This window comes from Propionivibrio pelophilus DSM 12018, from assembly GCF_059569095.1.
In genome coordinates this window covers 153,447-177,766 of the sequence record NZ_JCANUT010000001.1, presented here as the reverse complement: position 1 = coordinate 177,766, position 24,320 = coordinate 153,447, and the positions used below count along the sequence as shown (strand labels likewise).

At 64.0% G+C, this 24,320-nt stretch carries 22 protein-coding genes; 14 read left to right on the top strand and 8 right to left on the bottom strand.

The genetic code is table 11. The features are described from left to right. Positions 1-265: 265 nt before the first annotated feature. From BO74_RS00890 to ccoS, 3 genes are all read left to right on the top strand, one after another. On the top strand, positions 266-2,482 hold the full coding sequence (locus BO74_RS00890; protein WP_496439336.1) for a SulP family inorganic anion transporter: 2,217 nt from the start codon (positions 266-268) through the stop codon (positions 2,480-2,482). Between the two features lie 138 nt (positions 2,483-2,620). Continuing rightward, positions 2,621-5,059 (top strand): heavy metal translocating P-type ATPase, encoded by a 2,439-nt coding sequence (locus BO74_RS00885; protein WP_496439335.1) that lies wholly within the window; start codon positions 2,621-2,623, stop codon positions 5,057-5,059. A gap of 6 nt (positions 5,060-5,065) precedes the next feature. After that, on the top strand, positions 5,066-5,233 hold the full coding sequence (gene ccoS / locus BO74_RS00880) for a cbb3-type cytochrome oxidase assembly protein CcoS (RefSeq protein WP_496439333.1): 168 nt from the start codon (positions 5,066-5,068) through the stop codon (positions 5,231-5,233). Between the two features lie 7 nt (positions 5,234-5,240). Here the strand turns inward: ccoS and BO74_RS00875 are convergent, their stop codons facing one another. Next, complete coding sequence (locus BO74_RS00875) at positions 5,241-5,957, bottom strand: Crp/Fnr family transcriptional regulator (RefSeq protein WP_496439331.1); 717 nt, start codon at positions 5,955-5,957, stop codon at positions 5,241-5,243. Positions 5,958-6,277: 320 nt separating this feature from the next. On the opposite strand from BO74_RS00875, the gene ccoN reads away from it, so the two are divergent. From ccoN to BO74_RS00845, 6 genes are all read left to right on the top strand, one after another. Continuing rightward, positions 6,278-7,702, top strand: coding sequence for a cytochrome-c oxidase, cbb3-type subunit I (gene ccoN / locus BO74_RS00870; protein ID WP_496439329.1), 1,425 nt, complete (start codon positions 6,278-6,280; stop codon positions 7,700-7,702). Between the two features lie 16 nt (positions 7,703-7,718). Continuing rightward, positions 7,719-8,333, top strand: a complete 615-nt coding sequence (gene ccoO / locus BO74_RS00865; protein ID WP_496439328.1) for a cytochrome-c oxidase, cbb3-type subunit II — start codon at positions 7,719-7,721, stop codon at positions 8,331-8,333. A 3-nt stretch (positions 8,334-8,336) separates the two neighbouring features. Next, positions 8,337-8,540 carry a cbb3-type cytochrome oxidase subunit 3 gene (locus tag BO74_RS00860; RefSeq protein WP_496439326.1) on the top strand — a complete coding sequence of 68 codons (204 nt, stop codon included), beginning with the start codon at positions 8,337-8,339 and terminating at the stop codon, positions 8,538-8,540. Beyond that, positions 8,537-9,466: a cytochrome-c oxidase, cbb3-type subunit III gene (gene ccoP / locus BO74_RS00855; RefSeq protein ID WP_496439324.1), complete on the top strand. Its 930-nt coding sequence runs from the start codon at positions 8,537-8,539 to the stop codon at positions 9,464-9,466. The genes BO74_RS00860 and ccoP overlap by 4 nt, the downstream gene beginning before the upstream one ends. 70 nt (positions 9,467-9,536) lie before the next feature. Next, positions 9,537-10,943 (top strand): cytochrome c oxidase accessory protein CcoG, encoded by a 1,407-nt coding sequence (gene ccoG, locus BO74_RS00850; RefSeq protein ID WP_496439322.1) that lies wholly within the window; start codon positions 9,537-9,539, stop codon positions 10,941-10,943. Beyond that, entirely contained in the window at positions 10,940-11,467 is a 528-nt protein-coding gene (locus BO74_RS00845) for a FixH family protein (RefSeq protein ID WP_496439321.1), read from the top strand. Before ccoG ends, BO74_RS00845 begins: the two co-directional genes overlap by 4 nt. A 22-nt stretch (positions 11,468-11,489) precedes the next feature. Here the strand turns inward: BO74_RS00845 and BO74_RS00840 are convergent, their stop codons facing one another. From BO74_RS00840 to BO74_RS00830, 3 genes are all read right to left on the bottom strand, one after another. Then, on the bottom strand, positions 11,490-11,903 hold the full coding sequence (locus BO74_RS00840; RefSeq protein ID WP_496439320.1) for a ProQ/FINO family protein: 414 nt from the start codon (positions 11,901-11,903) through the stop codon (positions 11,490-11,492). A 97-nt stretch (positions 11,904-12,000) separates the two neighbouring features. Continuing rightward, entirely contained in the window at positions 12,001-12,870 is an 870-nt protein-coding gene (gene rsgA, locus BO74_RS00835; protein WP_496439318.1) for a ribosome small subunit-dependent GTPase A, read from the bottom strand. After that, a complete protein-coding gene (locus BO74_RS00830; RefSeq protein ID WP_496439317.1) occupies positions 12,867-14,126 on the bottom strand; it encodes a M48 family metallopeptidase in 1,260 nt (419 codons plus the stop codon). Before BO74_RS00830 ends, rsgA begins: the two co-directional genes overlap by 4 nt. A gap of 43 nt (positions 14,127-14,169) precedes the next feature. Here BO74_RS00830 and orn point away from each other — a divergent pair, with 43 nt between their 5' ends. Continuing rightward, positions 14,170-14,715, top strand: a complete 546-nt coding sequence (orn, locus tag BO74_RS00825; protein ID WP_496439315.1) for an oligoribonuclease — start codon at positions 14,170-14,172, stop codon at positions 14,713-14,715. Positions 14,716-14,748: 33 nt separating this feature from the next. On the opposite strand, the gene BO74_RS00820 is transcribed toward orn, so the two are convergent. From BO74_RS00820 to trxA, 4 genes are all read right to left on the bottom strand, one after another. Continuing rightward, positions 14,749-16,476, bottom strand: coding sequence for an ArnT family glycosyltransferase (locus BO74_RS00820; RefSeq protein WP_496439314.1), 1,728 nt, complete (start codon positions 16,474-16,476; stop codon positions 14,749-14,751). Positions 16,477-16,568: 92 nt separating this feature from the next. Then, a complete protein-coding gene (gene rpmE, locus BO74_RS00815; protein WP_496439313.1) occupies positions 16,569-16,784 on the bottom strand; it encodes a 50S ribosomal protein L31 in 216 nt (71 codons plus the stop codon). A 145-nt stretch (positions 16,785-16,929) separates the two neighbouring features. Beyond that, positions 16,930-18,186: a transcription termination factor Rho gene (gene rho / locus BO74_RS00810; protein WP_496439312.1), complete on the bottom strand. Its 1,257-nt coding sequence runs from the start codon at positions 18,184-18,186 to the stop codon at positions 16,930-16,932. Positions 18,187-18,401: 215 nt separating this feature from the next. Beyond that, positions 18,402-18,728, bottom strand: a complete 327-nt coding sequence (gene trxA / locus BO74_RS00805; protein ID WP_496439311.1) for a thioredoxin TrxA — start codon at positions 18,726-18,728, stop codon at positions 18,402-18,404. A gap of 231 nt (positions 18,729-18,959) precedes the next feature. On the opposite strand from trxA, the gene BO74_RS00800 reads away from it, so the two are divergent. The 4 genes from BO74_RS00800 (at position 18,960) to BO74_RS00785 (ending at position 24,295) form a co-directional block, all read left to right on the top strand. After that, complete coding sequence (locus BO74_RS00800; RefSeq protein ID WP_305074957.1) at positions 18,960-19,343, top strand: DUF6394 family protein; 384 nt, start codon at positions 18,960-18,962, stop codon at positions 19,341-19,343. A 16-nt stretch (positions 19,344-19,359) separates the two neighbouring features. Then, positions 19,360-21,057, top strand: a complete 1,698-nt coding sequence (locus BO74_RS00795; RefSeq protein WP_496439310.1) for an NAD-binding protein — start codon at positions 19,360-19,362, stop codon at positions 21,055-21,057. A 116-nt stretch (positions 21,058-21,173) separates the two neighbouring features. Beyond that, positions 21,174-21,497, top strand: coding sequence for a ferredoxin FdxA (fdxA, locus tag BO74_RS00790; RefSeq protein ID WP_496439308.1), 324 nt, complete (start codon positions 21,174-21,176; stop codon positions 21,495-21,497). Further along, positions 21,494-24,295: a PD-(D/E)XK nuclease family protein gene (locus BO74_RS00785; protein WP_496439306.1), complete on the top strand. Its 2,802-nt coding sequence runs from the start codon at positions 21,494-21,496 to the stop codon at positions 24,293-24,295. Before fdxA ends, BO74_RS00785 begins: the two co-directional genes overlap by 4 nt. The last annotated feature ends 25 nt before the right edge of the window (positions 24,296-24,320 follow it).

The following is a 24,320-nucleotide window of genomic DNA, read 5'->3' as shown; positions in this document are numbered from 1 at the left end:
GTGTCTCCTGGGAGTGGTTTCGTTGAGCGTCTGTTGGGCAAACGGATGCAGGCACTTCGAGGCCGCGTGGTAGGAGATGGAGGACTAGTACATGGATTCAGGCACCCCGGGGGCGGTTGAAATGGCAACACCTTAAAGACTGGCAGTGGCCGGAAATGTTCCTCTCGTCAGCGTGGTTAATTATATGCGGCTTTGCCAAGGCGGGCGTTAAGCTTATGCTGCAGTCCCTGCAGGGAATTCTCAAAACGGTTATCACGGACGAATCATGCGCTACTTTTCAGGGACCTGGATGCGTTACTCCGGCGATTTCTGGGGCGGGCTCGCGGCGATGCTGGTGGCCTTGCCGGCGGCCATCGCCTTCGGGGTGACCGTCTACTCGACCATTTCCCCGAGCTACGCTGCGTTCGGTGCCTTGACCGGGATTCTCGGGGCCATGGCGCTTGGCCTGGTGGCGCCGACATTCGGCGGTACCGATCGCCTGATCAGCGCGCCTTGCGCCCCGGCGGCCGCGGTGCTGGCCGCTTTTGCCATCTCGATGACGCAGCAAGGCGTTGCCGCGGAAAACATCGTCCTGATGATGACTGTCCTCGGCTTGCTTACCGGGCTGTTGCAGATGCTGATCGGCTTCCTCGGGATCGGCCGGCTGATCAAATACATCCCGTATCCGGTGGTCAGCGGGTATCTCAGCGGCGTTGGGTTGATCATCATCGGCAGCCAGATTCCGAAGTTCGCCGGGGCGCCGCCCGGCTCCGCGTGGGCGGAAGTGCTGCTGGCGCCACATCAGTGGGACTGGCGCGGACTGGTCATTGGCGGAGTGACGGTGCTGGCGATGTCCCTGGCGGGAAAGATCACCAAAAGCGTTCCCTCGACGATCATCGGCATCGGCGCAGGCATTCTGGCGTTTCTTGCCATCGGTATGACGGATCCGGCGCTTTTCCGGCTCGAAGGAAATCCGCTGGTCATCGGTGAATTGGGGCGGGTCGGCCGCGGCTACCTCGGTGTGATCACCGATCGCTGGGACCAGATCGGTGCGCTGCAGCTGGCCCAGGTGGGCGGGCTGGTGGGCAGCGCCCTGACGCTGGCGGCGCTGCTGTCGATCGATACGCTGAAAACCTGCGTGGTCCTCGATCAATTGACGCGAACGCAGCACGATTCGGACCGTGAGCTGGTTGCCCAGGGACTGGCCAATGTCGTCTCCTGCGGGATCGGCGGCATGCCGGGTGCCGGAACGATGGGCGCCAGCATGATCAACCTGAACAGCGGCGCGCAGACGCGCCTGTCCGGGGTGGTGGAGGGCGTGCTGACCGTGCTCGCCGCGCTCGCCCTCGGCATGTTCGTCGCATGGGTGCCGGTCGCGGCGCTGAGCGGGGTGCTGATTGTCGTCGGCATTCGCATGATCGACTCCGATCCCCTGCGTTTCCTCGAGTCGACCTCGACCGTGATCGATTTCTCCGTGGTGCTCGTCGTTGTCGGCGTTGCCTTGAGCGTGGGTCTGATCGCGGCCTCGGCGACGGGGGTGGTGCTGTCGATCATGCTGTTTCTGCGCGAGCAGGTCGGCAATGTGGTGTTGCGGCGCCGGAGTTGCGTGAGCGAGCGGACCTCGACCTGGTACCGGCCGGAGCACGAGATGCGCATCCTTGAAGCCAAGGGGCAGTCGGCGGTCATCTTAGAACTGCAGGGCAGCCTGTTCTTCGGCACGGCGCAGCAACTGTACCGGCTGCTCGAACCCGAACTGCCGACGGCGTCGTTCATGATCCTCGACATGCAGCGGGTCCAGTCGGTCGACGTGACGGCGGCGCACACGCTCAAGCGGGTGAGCGATGCGCTGGCGGAGCGCCACGTACCGCTCCTTCTGTCGACGGTGCGGGAGCGTTTGCCGAACGGCCGCAATCTGCGTGAATTCCTCGAGCTCTCCGGTCTGGAGGGCGACGGCGAGCGGCTGATTTACCTGCCGACGCTGCAGGCGGCGATCGAGTGGGTCGAGGCCCGGATCCTGTCGGCAAGCAGCGACGTGGTCAGGGAGGAAGATGCGCCGCCGCTCGAGCTGCACGAGATCGAACTGTTCCGCGGCAGCAAGCCGGATACGCTGACCGACCTGGAGGCGTGCCTGGAGAAGCGCTCGGTGAAGGCGGGTGAGACGATCTTTGCCCGCGGCGAGCGGGGCGACGAACTGTTCCTGATTCGCAAGGGGCAGGTCAGGGTCATGGGGTACATCGGGCGCAGCAACGCGCTCAAGCACATCGCGACGTACGGGCGGGGTGACTTCGTCGGCGGGCTGGCGTTTCTCGACCGCTATCCGCGGACCAACGACGCCATCGCGATTACCGACTGCGACATGTACGTGCTGTCGATCGAGAAGTTCGATTTCCTGGCCGAGCAGCACAAACGGATCGCTTTCGTGCTGCTCGGCAAGCTGGCCCGGATGCTGGCCATCCGGTTGCGGCATACCAACAACGAGTTGAGCATCCTGCAGGACAACTGAGTCTGTGTCCTCGGGTGGGTGCGTATTTTCTGGATGAAAAGTCCGGAGAGGGAACTGCCATATACTCCTTGCACTCAGAATCGCGTTTGATTCGTTGCCGCCTTCGACAAATTTCTCTGCAGGGACCCCGGATTTTTGATGAGTGAGGATCGCTGTTACCACTGTGGGTTGCCGATCCCGGGCAGCGTGGAACTAGTCGTTGATATCGACGGGCGGCCGCAGCGCATGTGTTGCGGTGGCTGTCAGGCGGTGGCGCAGGCGATCGTCGATAACGGCCTGGGCGACTACTATCGCAATCGCGATGCGCTGCCGGAGTCGCCGCGCGAAGCAATGCCGGCGCAACTCGCGGGGCTGGCACTTTTCGATCATGCGGAGTTCCAGAAAACCTTCGTGCGCGAACGCGGCGAGTCGGAGCGCGAGGCGGCGCTGATCGTCGACGGGATTACCTGCGCCGCCTGCATCTGGCTGATCGAGCAGCATGTCGCGCGGCAACCCGGCGTGCTCGGCATCGAGATCAATTTCGCCTCGCGGCGGGCGCGGGTGCGCTGGGATGAAGCGCAGACGAAACTCTCGGCGGTGCTGGCGGCGATCGTGGCGATCGGCTATTCGGCGCACCCCTACGACGTGGCGCGCAGCGAGGAGCTGGCGCGCAAGGAACGGCGCAAGGCGCTGTGGCGTCTCTTTGTTGCCGGCTTCGGGATGATGCAGGTGATGATGTACGCCGTGCCGGTCTATCTGGCCGGGGCGGGCGACATGAGCGCCGACATCGAATCGCTGATGCGTTGGGCGAGCTTCGTCCTGACCGTGCCGGTGGTGGCGTATTCGGCTGCGCCGTTCTTTCGCGGTGCCTGGCGGGATCTGCGGTTGCGGCGCGTGGGGATGGACGTGCCGGTGGCCCTCGGCGTCGGCGCGGCGTTTGCAGCCAGCGTCTGGGCCACGCTGACGGCGTCCGGCGAGGTCTATTTCGACTCGGTGGCGATGTTCGTCTTTTTTCTGCTTGGCGGACGTTACCTGGAAATGACGGCACGGCAGCGCGCGATCAGCGTGACCGAGGCGCTGGCCAAATTGATGCCGGCCTTCGCTACGCGCGTTGCCGCCTATCCGGACGATCGGGCCGCCACGCAGGTGATGGCTGCCGAGTTGCGGCCCGGCGACGTGGTGCTGGTGCGGCCGGGCGAGACGATTCCAGCCGACGGCGTTGTCGTCGAGGGGCGGAGCTGCGCCAACGAGGCCTTGCTGACCGGGGAGAGTGTTCCCGTGGCCAAGGCACCGGGCGCGCCGGTCATCGGCGGTTGCGTCAATGTCGAGGGGCCGCTCTATCTGCGGGTCGAGCAGGTTGGTGAAACGACGCGGCTGGCGGCGATCATCCAGTTGATGGAACGGGCCGCGCTGGAGCGGCCGTGCATCGTGCAGCTGGCGGACCGTATCGCGGCGCGTTTCCTCCAGGCGTTGCTGCTGGTGGCGGCAGCGGTGGCCGTGACGTGGTGGTTCCTCGACCCCGCCAAGGCGTTGTGGATCACCGTCTCGGTGCTGGTGGTGACCTGCCCGTGCGCGTTGTCGCTGGCGACGCCGGTGGCGCTGACCATCGCCAGCGGTGCGATGGCGCACATCGGCCTGCTGGTGACGCGCAGTCATGCCGTCGAGACCCTGGCGCGGGCGACGCATTTCGTCTTCGACAAGACCGGCACCCTGACGCTTGGGCGCCCCGTGCTGCTGGAGGTGCTACCGCTCGGACGGCTGGACGGACCGGCGTGCACCGATCTGGCGGCGGCGATCGAGCAGACGTCCGAGCATCCTGTCGGTGTTGCCTTGCGGGATGCGGCGAGTGGCTCCGTTTGCGTCGAAGGTGGAAGCAATACGCTGGGCTGCGGGATGCAGGCGGTTTGCGAGGGCAGGCCGGTTCGCGTCGGTCGTCCCGCGTGGGTCGGCGAATTGCACAATCAGCCTCTGCCCCCGGTCGCACAGGTGCTGGTGGATTGCGGCGACACAGTGGTTGCGCTGGCCGACGACACGGGCTGGCTGGCGCTGTTCCGCTTCGGCGATGCGGTTCGCCCCGAGGCGGCGGCAATGATCGCCGAATTGCGCGCGGCTGGGCGCCGCGTGGCTTTGCTTACGGGCGACGCCGCTCCGGTGGCGGCGCGGGTCGCCGAGGCGCTGGGCATCGACGCGGTGCGCGCCGGAGCGACGCCGCAGGAAAAGCATGCGTACGTCGAAGCGCTGCAGGCACGGGGGGCGGTGGTGGCGATGGTCGGCGACGGGGTGAACGATGCGCCGGTGCTCGCCCGCGCGCAGGTCTCGGTGGCCATGGGCGGCGGCTCGCAACTGGCGCGCACGCAAGCCGACATGGTCCTGTTGTCGGAGAATCTGGCGCATCTGTCACACGGCTACCGGCTGGCGCGCCGGACGCTGCGCGTCATCCGGCAGAATCTCGTCTGGGCGTTCTGCTACAACGTCGTGGCACTGCCGCTGGCGATGGTCGGCTGGGTCACGCCGTGGATGGCCGGCATCGGCATGTCCGGCAGTTCGCTGCTGGTGGTGCTCAATTCACTGCGTCTGCAGAAGCCGGGAAAGGGGTGAGCGGCGATGGAAATCCTGTATCTGCTGATCCCGCTGTCCGTGGTTCTGGTGTTTGTCATCGGCGCGGCGTTCTGGTGGTCGTTGCGCAGCGGTCAGTACGACGACCTCGAAGGGCCAGGACATCGCGTCCTGATGGATAACGACAAGGTTCAGCCGGACAAGTCGGAGGAGTGACGGGATTTCAGTTTTCCCGTGCGACCATCTCAAGCCGCACGAGGTCTGCGTCGTAAAAGCCGTCGGCCGGTTCGCGTTTGACCAGCAGGCGTTCGCGCAGGAAGGCGGCGATGATCCGGCTGGCGGTCTCGACCGTCGTGCCGAGCATCAGGCCGAGATCCTCGCGGCTGAAGTTGTAGATGCGGTTGCTTTCGCCGTCGCGCAGGCGGAGCAGCAGGCGCGCCATGCGCACGCGGGCGGTGGCGCCGGTGCTGGTCATGTCCACCAGCCACTGTTCCGCGTCGCGCACCGAGGCGTGCCAGCGCTGCATCAGACTCCACTGGAAACCGGCCTGGGCAAGGCAGAGGCGCTGCACGGCGCGGAGCGGCGTTCGGCACGCGTGAACCTCGCCGACGCTGACCGCGGTGTGTGCGTAGTTACCTGCCAGCAAGCCCTCGATTCCCGCGATGTCGCCCGGTTTCAGCACTCGCACGATGCGTTGCTCGCCGTCGAAGGCCGTGGCCAGCAGCTTGACCGCGCCGGTGCGCAGTACCCAGAGATGGTCGGCCCGCGTGCCGGCCGGGTAGAGCGTTTCGCCGGACGAAAAGGCAACGTTGTGCACGTCGACGTCCAGGCCCGCGACGGCGTCGGGCGGCAGCCCGGCGAAGAAGGCGTTTTCGTGGCCGTCGCAGGCCAGGCAGTCGGCGTTGCCGCGCCAGGCGGTGCAGATTCTCAGTTCTTTCACGGACAGGTTGTCAAAAAACCACAGGTGGTGGATGGAATTGCATTCTATGTTGCCAATTGCAATTGATGTATGTCAATTTTTATCGCAAATTGCGATAATTGCCGACGGCAACGAGCTCTAACAACGAAAACGCTGCTGGCGGGTGAGTTGACGGTTTGATTCAGGTCAATCAAGATTCGCCAATGGCACTTCTGGTGGAGTGGTTTTTCACGTCCGGGAATGCAGAAGTCAAAAAAACAACAGCGGGCGGGCTATAGTTTCTCAAGGCGGGTGTCGTGCGCGGCATACGCCGGTTCCTTCGATACTGATGAGGTGGGTCCATGGCGGATACTCAGTCGGCGTACAACTACAAGGTGGTGAGGCAATTCACCGTGATGGCGGTGATCTGGGGCATCGTCGGGATGCTCGTGGGCGTGATCATCGCGGCCCAGCTGGTCTGGCCGGATCTCAATCTCGGCTTCCTGCACTTCGGGCGGCTGCGCCCGTTGCATACCAACGCCGTCATTTTTGCCTTTGGCGGTTGTGCCTTGATGGGGACGTCGTATTACGTGGTGCAGCGTACCTGCCATACCCGCATTTTCTGCGACAAGCTGGCGGCCTTCACCTTCTGGGGGTGGCAGCTGGTGATTGTCCTGGCGGCCATCACCTTGCCGCTCGGGATGACGCAGGGCAAGGAATACGCGGAACTGGAGTGGCCGATCGACATCCTCATCGCCGCCGTCTGGATCGCCTACGCGGTCGTCTTCTTCGGCACGATCTTCAAGCGCAAGGTGTCGCATATCTACGTCGCCAACTGGTTCTACGGCGGTTTCATTCTCGCTGTCGCGCTGCTGCACATCGTCAACAGCGCGGCGATACCGGTGTCGCTGACCAAGTCCTACTCCGCCTACGCCGGGGTGCAGGACGCGATGATCCAGTGGTGGTACGGGCACAACGCGGTCGGCTTCTTCCTGACTGCCGGCTTCCTCGGGATGATGTACTACTTCGTGCCGAAACAGGCCGAGCGCCCCGTCTATTCCTACCGCCTCTCGGTGGTGCACTTCTGGGCGCTGATCTTCACCTACATGTGGGCCGGCCCGCACCATCTGCACTACACGGCGCTGCCGGACTGGACGCAGTCGCTGGGCATGATTTTCTCTCTGATCCTGCTGGCGCCGTCGTGGGGCGGGATGATCAACGGCATCATGACGCTCTCCGGCGCCTGGCATAAGCTGCGCGACGACCCGATCCTGAAGTTCCTGATCACCTCGCTGTCGTTCTACGGGATGTCCACGTTCGAAGGGCCGATGATGTCGATCAAGACGGTCAACGCCCTCTCGCACTACACCGACTGGACGATCGGCCACGTGCATTCCGGCGCGCTCGGCTGGGTGGCGATGATCTCCATCGGCTCGATCTACTACCTGCTGCCGCGCCTGTTCGGCAAGCCGGAGATGTTCAGCGTCAAGCTGATCACCGTGCATTTCTGGGTGTCGACGATCGGCATCGTGCTGTACATCGCCTCGATGTGGATTTCGGGCGTGATGCAAGGCCTGATGTGGCGCACGGTCAATGCCGACGGCACGCTGGCCTACAGCTTCGTCGAATCGGTCAAGGTGTCCTACCCGTTCTGGGGTATCCGCCTGATGGGCGGCGTGCTGTTCCTGTCCGGGATGCTGATCATGGCCTACAACATGGTCAAGACGATGGCCGGCGGCAAGATCGAGGATGCGCCCGTCCTGTTGCCTGCGGGACATCACGCTTGAGAAGGGGAATCGGAAAATGAAACTGACCCACGATTCGATCGAACGCAACCTGGCCCTGCTGATCGTCCTGACCGTCCTGGTGGTCAGCGTCGGCGGTTTACTGGAGATTGTGCCGCTGTTTTTCCAGAAATCGACGACGACGCCGGTCGAGGGCTTGAAGCCTTACAGTCCCTTGCGCCTGACCGGGCGCGACATTTACATCCGCGAGGGCTGCTTCCTCTGTCATTCGCAGATGATCCGCCCGTTCCGTGCCGAGACCGAGCGCTACGGCCATTATTCGGTGGCCGGCGAGTTCGTCTATGACCATCCGTTCCAGTGGGGCTCGAAGCGTACCGGGCCCGACCTCGCCCGGGTCGGTGGCCGCTATTCCGACGAGTGGCACCGCGCGCACCTGAACAACCCGCGCGACGTGGTTCCCGAGTCGAACATGCCGGCGTTTGCCTGGCTCGCAAAAACTCCCGCGGATTCGGCTGGAATTGCGGCCAAGATGGAAGCCCTGCGCAAGGTCGGCGTGCCTTACACGGACGAAGAAATCGCCGGCGCCGCCAAGGAGCTGGAAGGCAAGACGGAGATGGACGCGCTGATTGCCTACCTGCAGGGCCTCGGGCTTGAACTGAAGGGCGTTCGCTAGGCCATGGACATCAACATCAACGACTTGCGCTCCGCGGTGACGGTGATCTCGTTCATCACCTTTCTCGGCATCGTCTGGTGGGCCTACGGCTACAGGGGTAGCAAGAAACGCTTCGAGGAAGCCGCCAATCTGCCGTTTTCGGACGTCGAGGCCGAGCGCGCTGAACGCGGGCTTTCTTCCGGTGAGGGACAAAGGAAAACATCATGAGCGACTTTGTGAATGAGTTCTGGAACTGGTACATCGTCCTGATCGTCCTGATCAGCATCGTCGCCTGTGCCGTCTTCCTGTGGACGCAGAGCCTGGCGCGGCGCGGCGGGCCAACCACCGATACCACCGGCCACGTCTGGGACGAGACGCTGCAGGAATACAACAATCCGTTGCCGCGCTGGTGGATGTGGCTGTTTTACGCCACCGTTGTTTTCGCTCTCGTCTATGTTGCGCTCTATCCGGCGCTCGGGCGTTTCCCTGGCGTGTTCAACTGGAGCACGGCCAATGAGCACAAGAAGGAGGTCGAGCGCGTTGAGGCGGAAATCCGGCCGCTGTTCGAGAAATACCTGAAGATGGATCTGGCGACGGTGGCGGCTGACAAGGACGCCATGGAGATGGGCGGGCGCCTCTACCAGACCTACTGCATGCAATGCCACGGTGCGACGGCACAGGGTTCGCGCGACAAGGGGTATCCGAACCTGACCGACAAGGACTGGCAGTGGGGCGGCGAGCCGGAGCAGATCGTCGAAACGATCACCAACGGGCGGATCGGCATGATGCCGCCGTACGGCGGCAACCCCGACGCCGTGGGCGGCGAGGCGGGCGCCAAGGAGATCGCCAGCTACGTCCGTTCGCTCTCGGGCCTTTCGCATAACGCCGAACTGGCGGCCAAGGGCAAGGAGCGCTACGGCGCGGTGTGCATCGCCTGCCACGGGCCGGAAGGCAAGGGCATGGCGGCGCTCGGTGCGCCGAACCTGACCGACAGGGTCTGGCTCTACGGCAGTGCCGAGGCGAAGATCGTCGAGACCATCGTCAACGGGCGAAACAACCAGATGCCGGCGTGGAAGGACTTCCTCGGCGAAGCGAAGATTCACGTGCTGGCGGCCTACGTGCTCGGCCTGAGCTCGGGGGCGGCCGGGAAATAAGCGGCTAACGTTCGGGCGGCTTCACCCTGCCGCCCGAACCTTTTTCGGCAACTCGGTACAGAGCGTCCTCATGAACAAGACGGCTACGCCCCAACCCCAACCGGTCAATACGACCGGTCTCTACGAAAAACGGCGGAAGGTCTATGCCCGCAGCGTCCGCGGGCTGTTCAACAACTGGCGCTGGATCATGGTGTGGGCCACCCAGGCGCTGTTCTACGGGCTGTGCTGGCTCGACTGGGGCGACCGGCAGGCCGTGCTCTTCCATCTGGTCGAGCGCAAGTTCTACATCTTCGGGATGGTCTTCTGGCCGCAGGACGCGATCTACCTCGCCGTCCTGCTGGTGATTTCGGCGTATCTGCTGTTCCTGGTCACGGCCATCGGCGGGCGCCTGTTCTGCGGCTACGCCTGCCCGCAGACGGTTTATACCGAGATCTTCATGTGGATCGAGCGGAAGGTCGAGGGCGATCGACCGGCACGGATGAAGCTCGACGCCCAGCCCCCGTCGGCGCGCAAGTTCCGGCTGAAACTGGTCAAGCACGTGCTCTGGGGCGTGGTCGCGTTGTGGACCGGATTTACCTTCGTCGGCTATTTCACGCCGATCCGCGAACTCGTGGCGTCCGTCGGTGCGTTCACGCTGGGCGGTTGGGAGATCTTCTGGATCTGCTTCTACTCGGGCTTCCTCTACCTGATGGCTGGCTTCATGCGCGAGCAGATGTGCAAGTACCTTTGCCCCTACGCGCGTTTCCAGAGCGTGATGTTCGACCCGGACACGTTGATCATCGGCTACGACCCGGAACGTGGCGAGCCGCGCGGCCCGCGCCGCAAGAACGCCGATCCGGCGATCCGCCAGGGCGACTGCATCGACTGCGGCCTGTGCGTGCAGGTCTGCCCGACCGGCATCGACATCCGCAAGGGGCTGCAGCTTGAATGCATCGCCTGTGCCGCGTGCATCGACGCCTGCGACGAGGTGATGGACAAGGTCAAGCTTCCTCGCGGCCTGATCCGCTATTCGACGGAAAACGCGCTGGCGCGCCATTATTCCGGCCGCGATATCCTCGCCCATCTGCTGCGGCCGCGCACCCTGATCTACGCCGCGATCCTGCTCCTGCTCGTCGGCGCCACGCTATGGAGTCTGGCCACCCGCCTGCCGCTCAAGGTCGATGTCATCCGCGACCGGGCGATGCTGTATCGCGAGGCCGATGACGAGCAGATCGAGAACGTCTTCCGGTTGCATGTGATGAATACCGACGAGACGCCGCATCGCTACGCGGTTGCTGTCGTGGGGATCGACGGAATCAAGATCGTCGGCGAGACGACGCTGGAGGTTCCCGCGGCGTCGAACCGGAACTTCGTCGTGGTGGCGTCGGTCAAGGATGGGGTGGCGCCGAAGGGGTCGAACAAGATCGTCTTCGACGTGCGCGCCCTTGAGAACGACCGTATCGCCGTTCAGGAAAAATCAACCTTCTACATGCCATGACGCCATTGCGTTCACCCATTGCTCCCTCCGCTCCCTGGTACCGGCATCGGTGGCCCTGGCTGCTGATGGCCGGGCCGTTCATCGTGATCGTCGCGGCAGCGATCACCGTCTGGCTGGCGTTGCGCAGCAACGACGGGCTGGTCGCGGACGACTATTACAAGCAGGGTCTGGCGATCAATCAGGTGACGGCGCGCGACCGGCAGGCGGTAGCGCTGAGAATGACGGCGGTGCTCTCGATTGATCCGGTGCGCCGTCTTGTCCGGGTCTCGCTGCAGCCGGGGCGATTGGCGAAAGCGCCGGAGACGTTGCAGTTGACGCTGTCGCACCCGACACGGAGCGGTCTCGACCAGTCGTTCCGGCTGGCGTTGGCAGACGAACGCGGACTCTACTTGGCGCCGCTTACCGTCGACATTGCCGGGCGCTGGCACGCGGTGCTGGAGGACAACTCACGCGCGTGGCGCCTTATTGCGGACTGGGATACTGCGAAGCAGAGCGAGTTGCGCTTCGGCAAGCCGCCCGAGTAGCCGGCCCGTCTCAGCGGCCGTCTCAGTTTTTCTTGCCGAACTTCTGCATCAGTTGGTTCAGCTTCTCGGTGCGCTGTTTCTCCGCCGCTTCGGCTTCCTTCTGCGCCTTGCGCCGGGCGACTTCCTTCTTGAAGCGTTCGCGCAGGATGTCGGCGGCGTGCTTGCGATGCTCTTCCGGAACCTCGGCGCTGGGCGTGCCATCGAGATTAAAACGCTGCGTCGCCTTCTCCATCGACTTCAGGTAGCGGTACGAGTTGGTATGCATGCCGAGCGCGAGGCGAAGAACCTTGCGGTTGAGCCCGGCATCGGCCGCGTGCAGCTGCTTGTCGATGCCGATGGCGAGCGGCTGGAAGTCGCGGAAGACCTGGAAACGCTCCTGCAGCGTTTTCAGCAGAGTGCGGGCGTCGTGTGCCGGTGTCGTGACGGGCGTATCCATTGTGCGTATGAAACTGTTTCAATCTGAAGGGCGGGACAGCTTACCACGATGCAGCGAAGGTTCGCAGCTTTTGCTCGCAGTTCGGGGCATCGAAGTGTTATCGCCCGGTTTCCCGGAAAAGCGTGAGGAAGCTGGCGTAGCGTCCGGCATTGATCTGCCCGGATTCGACGGCCTCGCGGATGACACATCCCGGCTCCTTGTCGTGCCGGCAATTGCGGAAGCGGCACTGGCCGACAAACTCACGGAACTCGCGGAACCCGTGTTCAAGTTCGCCGCCCGACAGGTGGTGCAGGCCGAATTCCTGCAGGCCGGGCGAGTCGATGAGGGCGGACTCTGCGTCGATGCGGTACAGCGTGGCGTGCGTGGTGGTGTGCTTGCCCGAGTCGAGCGCCTCGGAAATCTCGCGGGTGCGGGCGTTGGCGTCGGGGATCAGGGCGTTGACCAGCGTCGACTTACCCATGCCCGACTGGCCGACGAGGACGCTGGTCTGCCCGGCCAGCAGCGGACGCAGCGGCCCGACGCTGGTCTTCGCGCAGAGATGCAGTTGCGGATAACCGAGCCGGGCAAACGGGGTGAGTGTTGCTTCGGCCCGCGGCAGCCGCTCGTTCAGGTCGCACTTGTTCAGCACGATCAGCGCGCGGATGTCCTGGCTCTCGGCGGCGACCAGGCAGCGGGTGATCAGTTCTTCGGAAAACGACGGCTCGGTGGCGACGACGATGACAATCTGCGTGACGTTCGCGGCAATCAGTTTCTGCCGGAACTCGTTCGAGCGGTAGAGCAGCGTCTGCCGCGGCAGCACGCTCTCGATGACGCCCTGCGCATCGCCGCTGCGCGCGACGGTGACGCGGTCGCCGCAGGCCAGATCGCTCTTCTTGCCGCGCGGAAAGCAGGGAAGGGGGCTACCGTCGACCAGTTCGACGAGATAGTGCCGGCCGTGCGCGGCGACGACGGTGCCTTCGAGCTTCACGTGGACGCGGTCAGGCGGGCGATGCGCAGCGCGGCGGGCGGATGCGAGTCGTAGAACAGGGAGTGCAGCGGATCCGGCGTCAGGGTCGCGGCGTTGTCCTCGTACAGCTTGACCAGCGCCTGCACCAGATCGGCGGCGGAGGCGTGTTCGGCGGCGTAGCGGTCGGCCTCGTATTCGTGGCGCCGGGACAGCAGGCTGGCCAGCGGTGTGGCGATGAAGGTGAAGACCGGAACGGTAAGGAAGAAGAGGATCAGCGCCATAGCCGTGTTGTGTGCGGAGGCTTCGGAGACCCCGAGGCCGGCGAAGAACCAGTCGGTGGTCATCAGTTGCCCCAAGGCGTAGAGCAGCAGCAGCGTCATGGCGAAAATCATCACGATGCGCTTGACGATGTGCCGATGGCGGAAATGCCCCAGTTCGTGCGCGAGTACGGCTTCCACTTCCTCGGGCTGCAGGCGCCCGAGCAGGGTGTCGAAGAAGACGATGCGCTTGGTCTTGCCGAAGCCGGTAAAGTAGGCGTTGCCGTGCGCGGAACGCTTCGAGCCATCCATCACGAACAGCCCGGAACTGGCGAAGCCGCAGCGGGTGAGCAAGGCCTCGATGCGCTGCTTCAGCGCGGCGTCCTCCAGCGGAGTGAACTTGTTGAACAGCGGCGCGATCCACGCCGGGTAGATGAACAGGATCAGCAGGTTGAAGCCGCACCAGAACAGCCAGACGTGAAGCCACCAGTTCGCGCCCATCTGCGCCATCAGCCACAACACGGCGAGCAACACCGGGATGCCGATGATGAGCCCCAGTGCGAGCTGCTTGGCGAGGTCGGCGAAGAACAGGCGCAGGGTCATCCGGTTGAAGCCGAAGCGCTCCTCGATGACGAACTGCGTGTACAACGACAGGGGCAGGTCGATGAGGCCGGAGATCGTCATCACGCTGACGATCAACGCCACGCCGTAGCTGAGCCCGTCGAGCCGTGCCGACCAGAAATCGTGCAGAAGTTGCAGTCCGCCGCCGAAGGTGAAGGCGAGGAGGACGGCGACTTCCACGGCCAGCCCGAGGCGTCCGAAGCGGGTGCGGGTGACGCTGTAATCGGCGGCCTTCTGGTGTGCGTAAATCGAGACGCGCTCGGCGAACTGCGAAGGGACAGCTTCGCGATGCCGGAGGATGTGCGTGATCTGGCGCTGGCCGAGCCAGAGGCGCAGCGTGATCATCAGGGCCAGCGCGGCGAGGAAGACGACGGAAAAAGAGTTGGGGGAGTTGAGCATCAAGCTGTGCCAGAATGCGGGTTTTTCGAGAGGGACCGATTATATGGCACAGAGCGAAAATCATCTCGTCTGGCTGGACATGGAAATGACCGGCCTCGAGCCGGAGCGTGATCGCATCATCGAGATGGCGATGATCGTCACTGACGGTAATCTCGTAACGGTCGCCGAGTCGCCGGTCTGGACGGTGCATCAGCCGGACGACGTTCTCGATGCAATGGATGACTGGAACAAGAACACGCATGGCAAGTCGGGCCTGATCGACCGGGTCCGTGCCTCGACGCTCGACGAGGCGGCGGTCGAAGCGGCTGCGCTGGCGTTCATGCAGGAGTATGTGGCCAAGCGCATCAGCCCGATGTGCGGTAACTCGATCGGCCAAGACCGGCGTTTCATGGCGCGTTACATGCCGGTGTTGGAGGACTGGTTCCACTACCGGAACATCGACGTCAGTACCCTGAAGGAACTATGCCGGCGCTGGACGCCGGAGGTGGCCAAGGGCTTCGAGAAGGAGTCGGCGCATACGGCGCTGGCCGATATCCGCGAGTCGATCGAGGAGTTGAAGTACTACCGCGATCACTTTATCCGCCTGTAAACGCGACGGCGGTTTCAGTCGCGGGGTTGCGAGTTACTCTGCCGGGATGCGGGTCGGTGTCAGCGCGTCGGGCGGTGGAGTTTCCGCTTCGAGGTTGGTCAGGCTGGGTGGCGGGTTGGCCTTGCGGGCGCGCTTGAAGAGGTGAAATTTATCGCTCGAGCGCCGGTCGCTTGGCCGGTTTCCGCTCCACACTTCTTTCCAGCCTGAGGCGGCAAGGCCGTCAGAATCCCGAACGATGCCCTGAAGCAGCAACCACGAGCATTTGGCCGCCTCGTCGCTCTTTTGCGGCAGCGTGCGGATGGCCTCGAAATAATCGAGAGAGGCGCGGAAGGCGAGTGGGAGGTTGGCGCCGGCAACGCAGTCGAGCTTGGCCGGCAGTTCCTTTTTCAGTGATGCTGACACGTCGCGGAAGGTTTTTCCGTAGTCGATCCACGGCATCCACAGGCTGGCCAGGAGAAGCCAGAACAGGGTCAGGCCGGCCATCCAGTGCATGATGCTGCGCATCGGCGAACGTGGCGTCGTGACGATCATCCAGAACCAGACGCCGGTGAATACCAGCGCAAAGCAGAATGCCAGGGCGTCGAATCCGCCGACGAATCCGGCATGCAGGTGGGTGGCCCGTTGCGCCAGTCGTGCCGGCCAGCCGAAGACCAGCGCACTCCAGCCGATCCAGGCAATTGCCGCGAACAGGGTGAAGGTAGTCATCGCGAACCAGTTGAAGGCGTTCGCCGCGCCGCGCCGCAGTGATCCGGAACCGGGAACGGCGAGCAAAACCAGTGGAGGCAGCAGGAGCAAGGCGGTTGCGCTGCGCATGCCGACAAAGCTCACCAGAATGGCCAGGATGGTGAAGAACGATATAGTCGGGATGGCGATCTCGCGCGCTCCCAGCATCTTGCGCTTGCTCCATAGCGCCCACGCGGCAAGCGGCAGCGCGGGCCAGGCGTACCAGGGCAGCACTCCGAGATAACGCGAGAGGTTGGTCGCCGGAGTGACGGGGCGGGAGAGCGCCGTGATTTCCGCCTGGAAGAAGCTGGTCAGATACTCCGGAGAAACGTTATTGACCGCCGCCAGCCAGAGGCCGCAGGGGATCGCGCCGGCGAGCACTCCCGCCAGAAGTGCGCCAGCGTCGGCCTGAGGAGAGTCGGATCTGGCCAGGGCGATGACGGCAACGGGTACGAGCGTCACGATCGGCAGCAGGCCGTTTACCATAAAGCCGAAGGCGAGCGCGCCGCCGAAAATCGCTCCCGCACGCCAGCGGGCGCGGGGCAGCAAGGCGAGTCCCCAATACGCGGCTGCGTGCGCGGTGAGCGCAGCGAGCATCGGCTGGGCCTCGTGCGCATGGAACAGGAAGCCGATGCTGCCGGCGAGAATCAACGGTGCGGCCGCCGCCCGTTCCTTGCCGTGCAGTTCCCGCGCAGCCAGCTGGATGAACTCAAGCGTCAGCAGGGTGAAGATGCCGCTGGCCAGTCGGGCGGCGTCGTGGAACGGCAGCAACCAAGAGAACAGTCGGCCGAGCGTCGCGGCAATCCAGTAGTAGAGCGGCGCGTCGGGATAGGGTCTTCCGGCAAGTTCCAGAGTCAGCCAGTTGCCGTGTTTGGCGATGTCGTAGGCGATGCCGATCGAAATCGCGTCGTCGTGCTTCCAGGGGTCGTGGCCGATCAGGCCGGTGAAGATGTAAACGACGAGCAGCAGGGTCAGCACCCAGCCGCTGGGCGGCAGGGTTATCACGCGAGAACGTTGTTTTTCTTCGAGGAAGGGCATGGCTAGTGCGGTTGGCTGATTTGTCGCTCAAACAAAAAAGGCAGCCCGGGGCTGCCTTTTTTTCGAGTCCGCAAACTCGCCTTGGCGTTGTCTCAGGCCGCTTTGGCCTTGGTGCCGTATTTCTTGTTGAACTTCTCGACGCGGCCGGCGGTGTCGATGATCTTCTGCTTGCCGGTGTAGAACGGATGGCAGGCGGAGCAGACTTCGACGTGAAGTGCTTTCTTCATCGTCGACTTCGTCTTGAAGGTGTTGCCGCAGGAGCAGGTAACGTCGATTTCGTTGTAATCGGGATGGATATCGGATTTCATCTTGAAATTCCTTCTGGTCAAATCTAGCCGGCTCGATACAAACGAATGTTGCGTCGGTGGCCGGCTCCGGAGAACGCGGGATTATCCTTGTTTTTTCGTTGCTTGGCAATCGAAACGACAGGAAACAACAGGAAGCCGTGTGAAATCAGCGACGCATCGAGTCGAAGAATTCGTTGTTGGTCTTCGTGGCCTTGATCTTGTCGAGCAGGAATTCCATCGCCTCGAGATCGTCCATGTTGTACAGCAGCTTGCGCAGGACCCACATCTTTTGCAATACGTCGGGCATCAGCAGCAGTTCCTCGCGACGGGTGCCCGAACGGTTGACGTTGATCGCCGGGTAGACGCGCTTTTCGGCCATGCGGCGATCCAGGTGGATCTCCATGTTGCCGGTGCCCTTGAATTCCTCGTAGATCACGTCGTCCATCCGGCTGCCGGTGTCGATCAGCGCCGTGGCGATGATCGTCAGCGAGCCGCCTTCCTCGATGTTGCGTGCGGCGCCGAAGAAGCGCTTCGGCTTTTGCAGCGCGTTGGCATCGACACCGCCGGTCAGGACCTTGCCGGAGGCCGGCTGCACGGTGTTGTAGGCACGCGCAAGGCGGGTGATCGAGTCGAGCAGGATGACGACGTCCTTCTTGTGCTCGACGAGACGCTTGGCTTTTTCGATGACCATCTCGGCGACCTGGACGTGGCGGGTGGCCGGTTCGTCGAAGGTCGAGGCGACGACTTCGCCGCGCACCGAGCGGGTCATTTCGGTGACTTCCTCGGGGCGCTCGTCGATCAGCAGGACGATCAGGTTGATGTCGGGGTGGTTGGCGGTGATGGCGTGGGCGATATGCTGCATCATCACCGTCTTGCCGCTCTTCGGACTGGAGACCAGCAGGCCGCGCTGGCCCTTGCCGATCGGCGAGATGATGTCGATGATGCGGCTGGTGGTGTTTTCCTCGCCGCGAATTTCCCGCTCCAGCTTGATGTGCTGATCCGGGTGCAGCGGCGTCAGGTTTTCGAACAGGATCTTGTTCTTCGACGCTTCCGGCGGCTCGCCGTTGATCCGGTCGACCTTGACCAGCGCGAAGTAGCGTTCGCCGTCCTTCGGCGTGCGGATCTCGCCCTCTATGGTGTCGCCGGTATGCAGGTTGAAGCGGCGGATCTGGCTCGGGCTGACGTAGATGTCGTCCGTGCTGGCCAGATACGACGTGTCCGGCGAGCGCAGGAAACCGAAGCCGTCGGGCAGGGTTTCCAGCGTGCCGTCGCCGAAGATGGTTTCCCCTTTCTTCGCCTGGTTCTTCAGCAGGGCGAAGATCAGTTCGTGTTTGCGCAGCCGGTTGGCACCTTCGATGTCATTGGCGACGGCCATGTCGAGCAACTGGCTGACATGAAGGGCTTTTAGTTCGGATAAATGCATGAGCGGAGTATGAGTAAGGATAGCCGGGGATGCCGGAGTCGTTGCGCGAACGACGCGAACGGGAATGCGGGTGTGAGGTTTGGGTGATGCCGGGAATTTTGCTGCTGTGTCTCGATCGGGTCGTGACGGAAATCAACGCCTGAAAGCGGGGCCGGGCCTGATTGTCTCTCTGTTATTGGGAGGGGGCCGCGACTTCCAGGCGGAGGTTAGCCAGTTTACAGGTGGCTGTCAATAAAGGCCGTGAGTTGCGACTTGGAGAGTGCGCCGACCTTGGTGGCTTCGACATTTCCGTTCTTGAACAGCATCAGCGTCGGAATGCCGCGCACGGCGAAATTGGCCGGCGTCGTCGGGTTGTCGTCGATGTTCAGCTTGGCGACCTTCAGGCGGCCGGCATACTGGCCGGCGATTTCGTCGAGAATCGGGGCGATCATCTTGCAGGGGCCGCACCATTCGGCCCAGAAGTCGAGCAGGACCGGCTGGGTGGCCTGCAGAACCTCAGCAGCAAAGGTGTCGTCGGTGACGTAATGGATGTGTTCACTCATCGAATGCCTCGTGGGTGTAGTCGTGGGAATGGGTAAAGTAGAGGGGCGTTGCCCGGATGAAGTTCTATCCTAGCTAAAAAAAAATGCCTTTGGAAGCGCCGGAAGCTTTTGGCAGGATTGCGGTCGCGGGCGCTGCATCGCGCGTCAATCCTTCGTTGCCCGCGATTTACAGCCCATTACCGACTCCGTATGATCGGCGGAAATACAACACTTCTGGTGCGGGGAGTCGCGATGAATCTGGAAAAAGTCATCTTCGGGTTTTTTGTCATTTTTGCCTGTACGCTGAATTTCGGTTTTTTCATCGGCGAAATCGACAACGTGAAAGTTCATGACGCCGGCCACCTGTTCGCCGCGGTCGTCGTCAATCTGATCGCCCTGGTCATGAAGTTCGGCGATCGCACCCACATCGGGGCGACCCACCTGGCGACCAGCATGGTGGCCATGCTGCAATTGCTGGCGGCGTCGTGCTTCTGGGCCTGGCAGGTCAACATCAACGACCTGGCGATGACCGGAGAGACGATGTCGACCGTCGTGTCGCTCAGCGGCGGCGCGCTTGTGGCCAATCTCATTTCGGTGATTCTGCTGATCAGCGAGACCTTGCGCCAGACCCGCTGAATCGCGAGGGCGACGCGTGAACGAAGTTCTTTTCGTCATCCTGCGCCGGCTGCGCCGGCCGCTGATCGTCCTGATCATCGCCTACGCGGTGTCGGTGTGGGGGCTGGTGCTGATTCCCGGTGTCGACGAAAACGGGAATGTCGTCCGCATCGGCTTTTTCCACGCGCTCTATTTCATCAGCTATACCGCGACGACGATCGGCTTCGGCGAACTGCCGCACACCTTCTCCGATCCGCAGCGCGCCTGGACGATCGTCTGCATCTACCTGTGCGTGGTGGCCTGGGCCTACGCGCTCGGCAGCATCTTTCACCTTTCGCAGGACCAGACGCTGCGCGACGCGGTGGCGCGCCGGCGCTTCGCCTTGCGCGTGGCGGCGTTGCAGGAACCGTTTGTCCTGATCGTCGGCTACGGGCAGAGCGGCATCATGCTGGCGCGGATGCTCGATCGCATGGGGCAGCGCATGGTGATCGTCGAAATGCGGGCGGAACGGGCCGCGCGCATCGAGATCGAGGAGTTTCATTACACCCCGCTGTTTCTCGCCGCCGACGGGCGTCTGCCGGATGTGCTTGTCGATGCGGGCGTGACCCATCGCCGGTGCATGGCAATGGTGGCGCTTGCCGGGAACGATGACAACAATCAGTCCGTCGCCATCGGCGGGACGGTGCTCAATCCGTCGCTGCGCATCATCGCCCGGGTGCACACCCCGATCGCCCAGGCCAACCTCGAGTCGTTCCGCAACATCGAGCTGATCAACCCGTTCCAGAGTTTTGCCAACAACATCAACCTGGACATGGGGTCGCCCGAGCGCCTGCGGGTGATCGAGTGGCTGTCCGGTTTGCCGGGTGGCGTGCGTCCCGAACCGCTCAACCTGCCGAAGGGGCATTGGGTCGTCTTCGGCTCCGGCAGTTTTGCCGAGTACTTCGTTTCCGCGCTGGGCAGTGCCGGCGTGACTTCGTCGCTGATCGAACTCGACGCGCGCAAGCAGGGCGAGGCGGCGGCGCTGCAGTACCAGGCGGGTGTGACCCGCGAGATGGTCGCCGCCGAGGTCAGGAAGGCGGTAGGCATCGTCGTGTGCACCGAGAGCGATGCGCTGAATCTGGCGACAGTCACGCGCGCGCGTTCGATCAACCCCGAGGTGTACGTCGTCATCCGGCAGGCCAACGTCGCCAACGCCAGCCTGATCGACGCGTCGATGGCCAACCTGCGTTTCGTCAAGGCAGAAGTCGTCTCGCACAAGGCGCGCCAGTTGCTGACCTCGCCGCTGCTGATCCGCTTCCTCAAGTACCTCGACGAGGACACCGGGGACATGGCGCGGCGGACCGGCGAACTGCTCGAACGGCATGTCGGCGAGAAGGTGCCGTTCATGTGGGTGTTCGACTGTTTCGCCTCCTACGCCGGGCTGCGCGAGGCCCTGGCGCCGGAGGTCGATCCGCCGCTGACCATCGGTGACCTGCTGATTAGTCCGGAACAGCCGCCGGAGCGGATCAATGCCGTTCCTTTGCTGCTCCTGCGCAAGAAAAAGGAAATCCCCTTGCCGGCGGAAGATATGCAATTGCTTTCCGGCGACCGGATCCTGTTCGCAGGCCAGCGCGGGGAGGGCGAGCTGCAGCGGCGCTTCCTCCTCGAGCCGAGTCCGCTCGCTTTCGTGCGTACCGGTATCGAGCCGCCACGCAGCTGGCTGTTCCGCCACCTGTTGCAGCGCCGAGATTCCTGAACGGGTGGGGATCCACCGTGTCGAAGCGGTTGTGGGCGCCGTCTCGTGCCCGCGTCGAGGAAGCTGTTGCGCTATAGTCTTCCCCCCGCCATCAGTCAGGAATGGAGAGGTACGTCATGGCCTACGTCGTTACCGAGAATTGCATCAAGTGCAAATACACCGATTGTGTGGATGTGTGTCCGGTGGATTGTTTCCACGAGGGGCCGAACTTCCTGGTCATCGATCCCGAGGAGTGTATCGACTGTACCTTGTGCGTAGCCGAATGCCCGGCCTCGGCAATCTATGCCGAGGATGACGTGCCGGATGCCATGCGCGGTTTCATCGCACTGAACGCCGAGTTGGCCAAGAACTGGCCGGTCATCAGCGAGCGCAAGGAGCCGCTGGATGACGCCGACGCCTGGAACGGCGTGGCCGACAAGCTGGACAAGCTGGAGCGTTGAGTCTGCCGCTGTCGATGGAGCACGATCCCGCAGAACTGACAGCATGCGCCTTGCCGCCCGGCGAGGCGTTCTACGAAGCGGCGGCGCAGCGGCTGCTCGACGGTGCGGCGTCGTGGGCGCGCGACGGTGACCTTTCCGCGCTGCGGGTGCTGGTGCCGGCCTTGCCGATGGCCGTTGAATTGCGCGGGGCGCTGGTCAGGATGGCGGCCGCATCGTCCTCCCCATTGCTGCTGCCCCGTTTCGATACCCTCAAAAACTGGGTGAATGGCGCACCGCTGGCGGACATCCCCGAAACCCTGCCGATCAGCCAGCGCCTCGTGCTGCTCTACGAAGCATTGCGCGGCAAGGGCTGGTTCGACGAGGCGGCGCTGTGGGGCATCGCTGCCGAAATGGCGGCGCTGTTCGACGAACTGACAGCGGCAGCCGTCGCATTGCCGGCCGGTGATGGCGAGCTTGCAGACCAGCTGCAGCAGGCCTACGCCCTGCGCAATTCCTCGCCGCTGGCGTTCGAGGCGCGCGTCGTGCATGAACTCTGGCGCGCCCTGGCGGCGGCCGGCGCGCCCGACGCCGCCGCGGTCTATCGCCTGCGCCTCGCCGAACTGGCGCGGCAGGCTGCCGAGGCCGGATCGCTGCAGCCCCTCTTCGTTTTGCTCGACGCTGCGCCGGGGGAATCGCTCGATGCGGCCGAACGCGAATTCCTGCGCCGTTACGCCGGGGGGCAGCCGCTGCAGATCGTTTATCCCGCGCCACGCGAAACCCGTCCGACGCCGCTGCTGGCAACGCTCGACGCCGCCTGGCCCGCTGCGCTGTCCTCGCCGGTGTACGAGCGCGCCCGCGAGATCACGCAACGTTTTCCCGAAAGTCCGCTGTGTGACCGCGTGCAGTTCGTCCCGACCAGCGGCCGCGAGCACGAGGCACAGGCCGCCGTCGCGCAGGTCGGCGACTGGCTGCAGGCGGGGCTGCGCCGCATCGCCCTGATCGCGCAGGATCGGCTGACTGCCCGGCGGGTGCGCGCGCTGCTCGAACGCGAAGACGTGCTGGTCAGCGACGAAACAGGCTGGTTGTTGTCGACTTCGCGCGCGGCAGCCGTGGTCGATGCGCTGATCGAAACGGCGGCGGGCAATGCCTATCACCGTGATCTGCTGGACTTGTGCAAGTCGCCGTTCGTTTTCTCCGACATCGAGCCGGGCGCACGCCAGGCCGCCGTCTTCGCCCTCGAAGCCGCCATTCGGCGGGCGTCGGTCAAGGCTGGCATCGTGCGCATCCGGCGTTGCCTGCTCGAATCGGCGGACGAGGGGAAACCCGTCGGGCTGGCGCTGCTCGACCGCATCGAAGCGGCGACTACCTTGCTGAATGCCCGGCCGGCGCCCCTGTCGCGCTGGATCGGCCGCCTGACGAAGGCGCTCGATGCGATCGGCGCGCTGGACCCCTTGCGTGATGATATCGCCGGCCAGGCGGTGCTCGATCTGCTGGAAAAGCGCGGGCAGGAACTGGCGGGCAGCACCGCGGAATTCGCCTTCCCGACCTGGCGGGACTGGCTCAATCGCGAGTTCGAGGGCGCCAGCTTCCGCGACAGCAGCATCGCCAGCCCGATCGTCGTGACGCCGCTCAATGCCGTCTGCCTGCGCCGTTTCGACGCCGCGCTGCTGCTCGGCGGCGATGCCCGGCAACTTGCGCCGGGCGGGCATGCGGCCTTCTTCAACCAGTCGGTGCGCCGCGAACTCGGTCTGCGCACGCGCGCGGACGACGAGCGCGAATTGAAGCGCGACCTCGAACTGCTGCTGTCCACCGTGCCGCGCGTGACGGTTACCTGGCAGTCGATGCAGGACGGCGAGGCCAACCTCCTCGCGCCGGAATTGTCGCTGCTGTCGACGCTGCACCAGCTTGCCTGGGGCGACGAACTGCTGCGCCGGCCGTTGCCGGCCCGCAGCGAGGCGACGCCGGACCCCGCCACCGCGGCTGAGCCGACGCGGCCCGCGGCGCCGGTGGCTCCGTCAACGCGAATACCGGTGCGCGTTTCCGTCAGCGCCTACACCAGCCTCGTCGCCTGTCCGTACCGTTTCTTCGCCCGTCATGTGCTCGGCCTTGGGGAAATGGACGAGGTCAGCGAGGAAATGGGCAAGAGCGATTACGGCGAATTGGTGCACCGTGTCTTGGAACGCTTCCATCAACAGCATCCGAGCGTCTCCGCGCTGTCGGAGGATGCCGCGCTGCAGGCATTGCAGGACTGTGTCGCCGAGGTGTTCGCGCCGGCTGTGGCCGACAATTTTCTGGCCACCGGCTGGCGCCAGCGCTGGGAAAAGCGCCTGCCGGGCTATCTGGCCTGGCAGCGCGAGAAAGAGAAGGAAGGTTGGCGCTGGGCGCAGGCAGAGGCGAAGGTCAGCCGTGTCCTGCCGCTGGCCGAGGGCGGCAGCATCGAACTCTACGGGCGCATCGATCGCATCGACGGAGGGGGTGACGGCGCTTCCGCGCTCTACGACTACAAGACGCAGACGGCCAAGGTCATTCGCGACCGGCTCAAGGACGACGTGCAGCTGCCGGCCTACGCACTGATGCACGGTAATGCGGCGCAGGCGGCCTCGCTGGCGGCCTATGTGGCGCTCGACGACGAGCGGGTGGTTGCGGTGTCGAGCGCGGACGAGGCGGAGGAACTGACGGCCGCGGCCGCGGCGCAAGGGCAGCGGCTGGTCGCCGCGTTCGACGCGCTGCATGCCGGTGCATGCTTGCCGGCGCACGGTGTCGAGCGCGTCTGCGCGTGGTGCGAGATGCGCGGGTTGTGTCGCCGGGAGTTCGTCTGATGTTGCGCCGGGGGCGGCGCACATG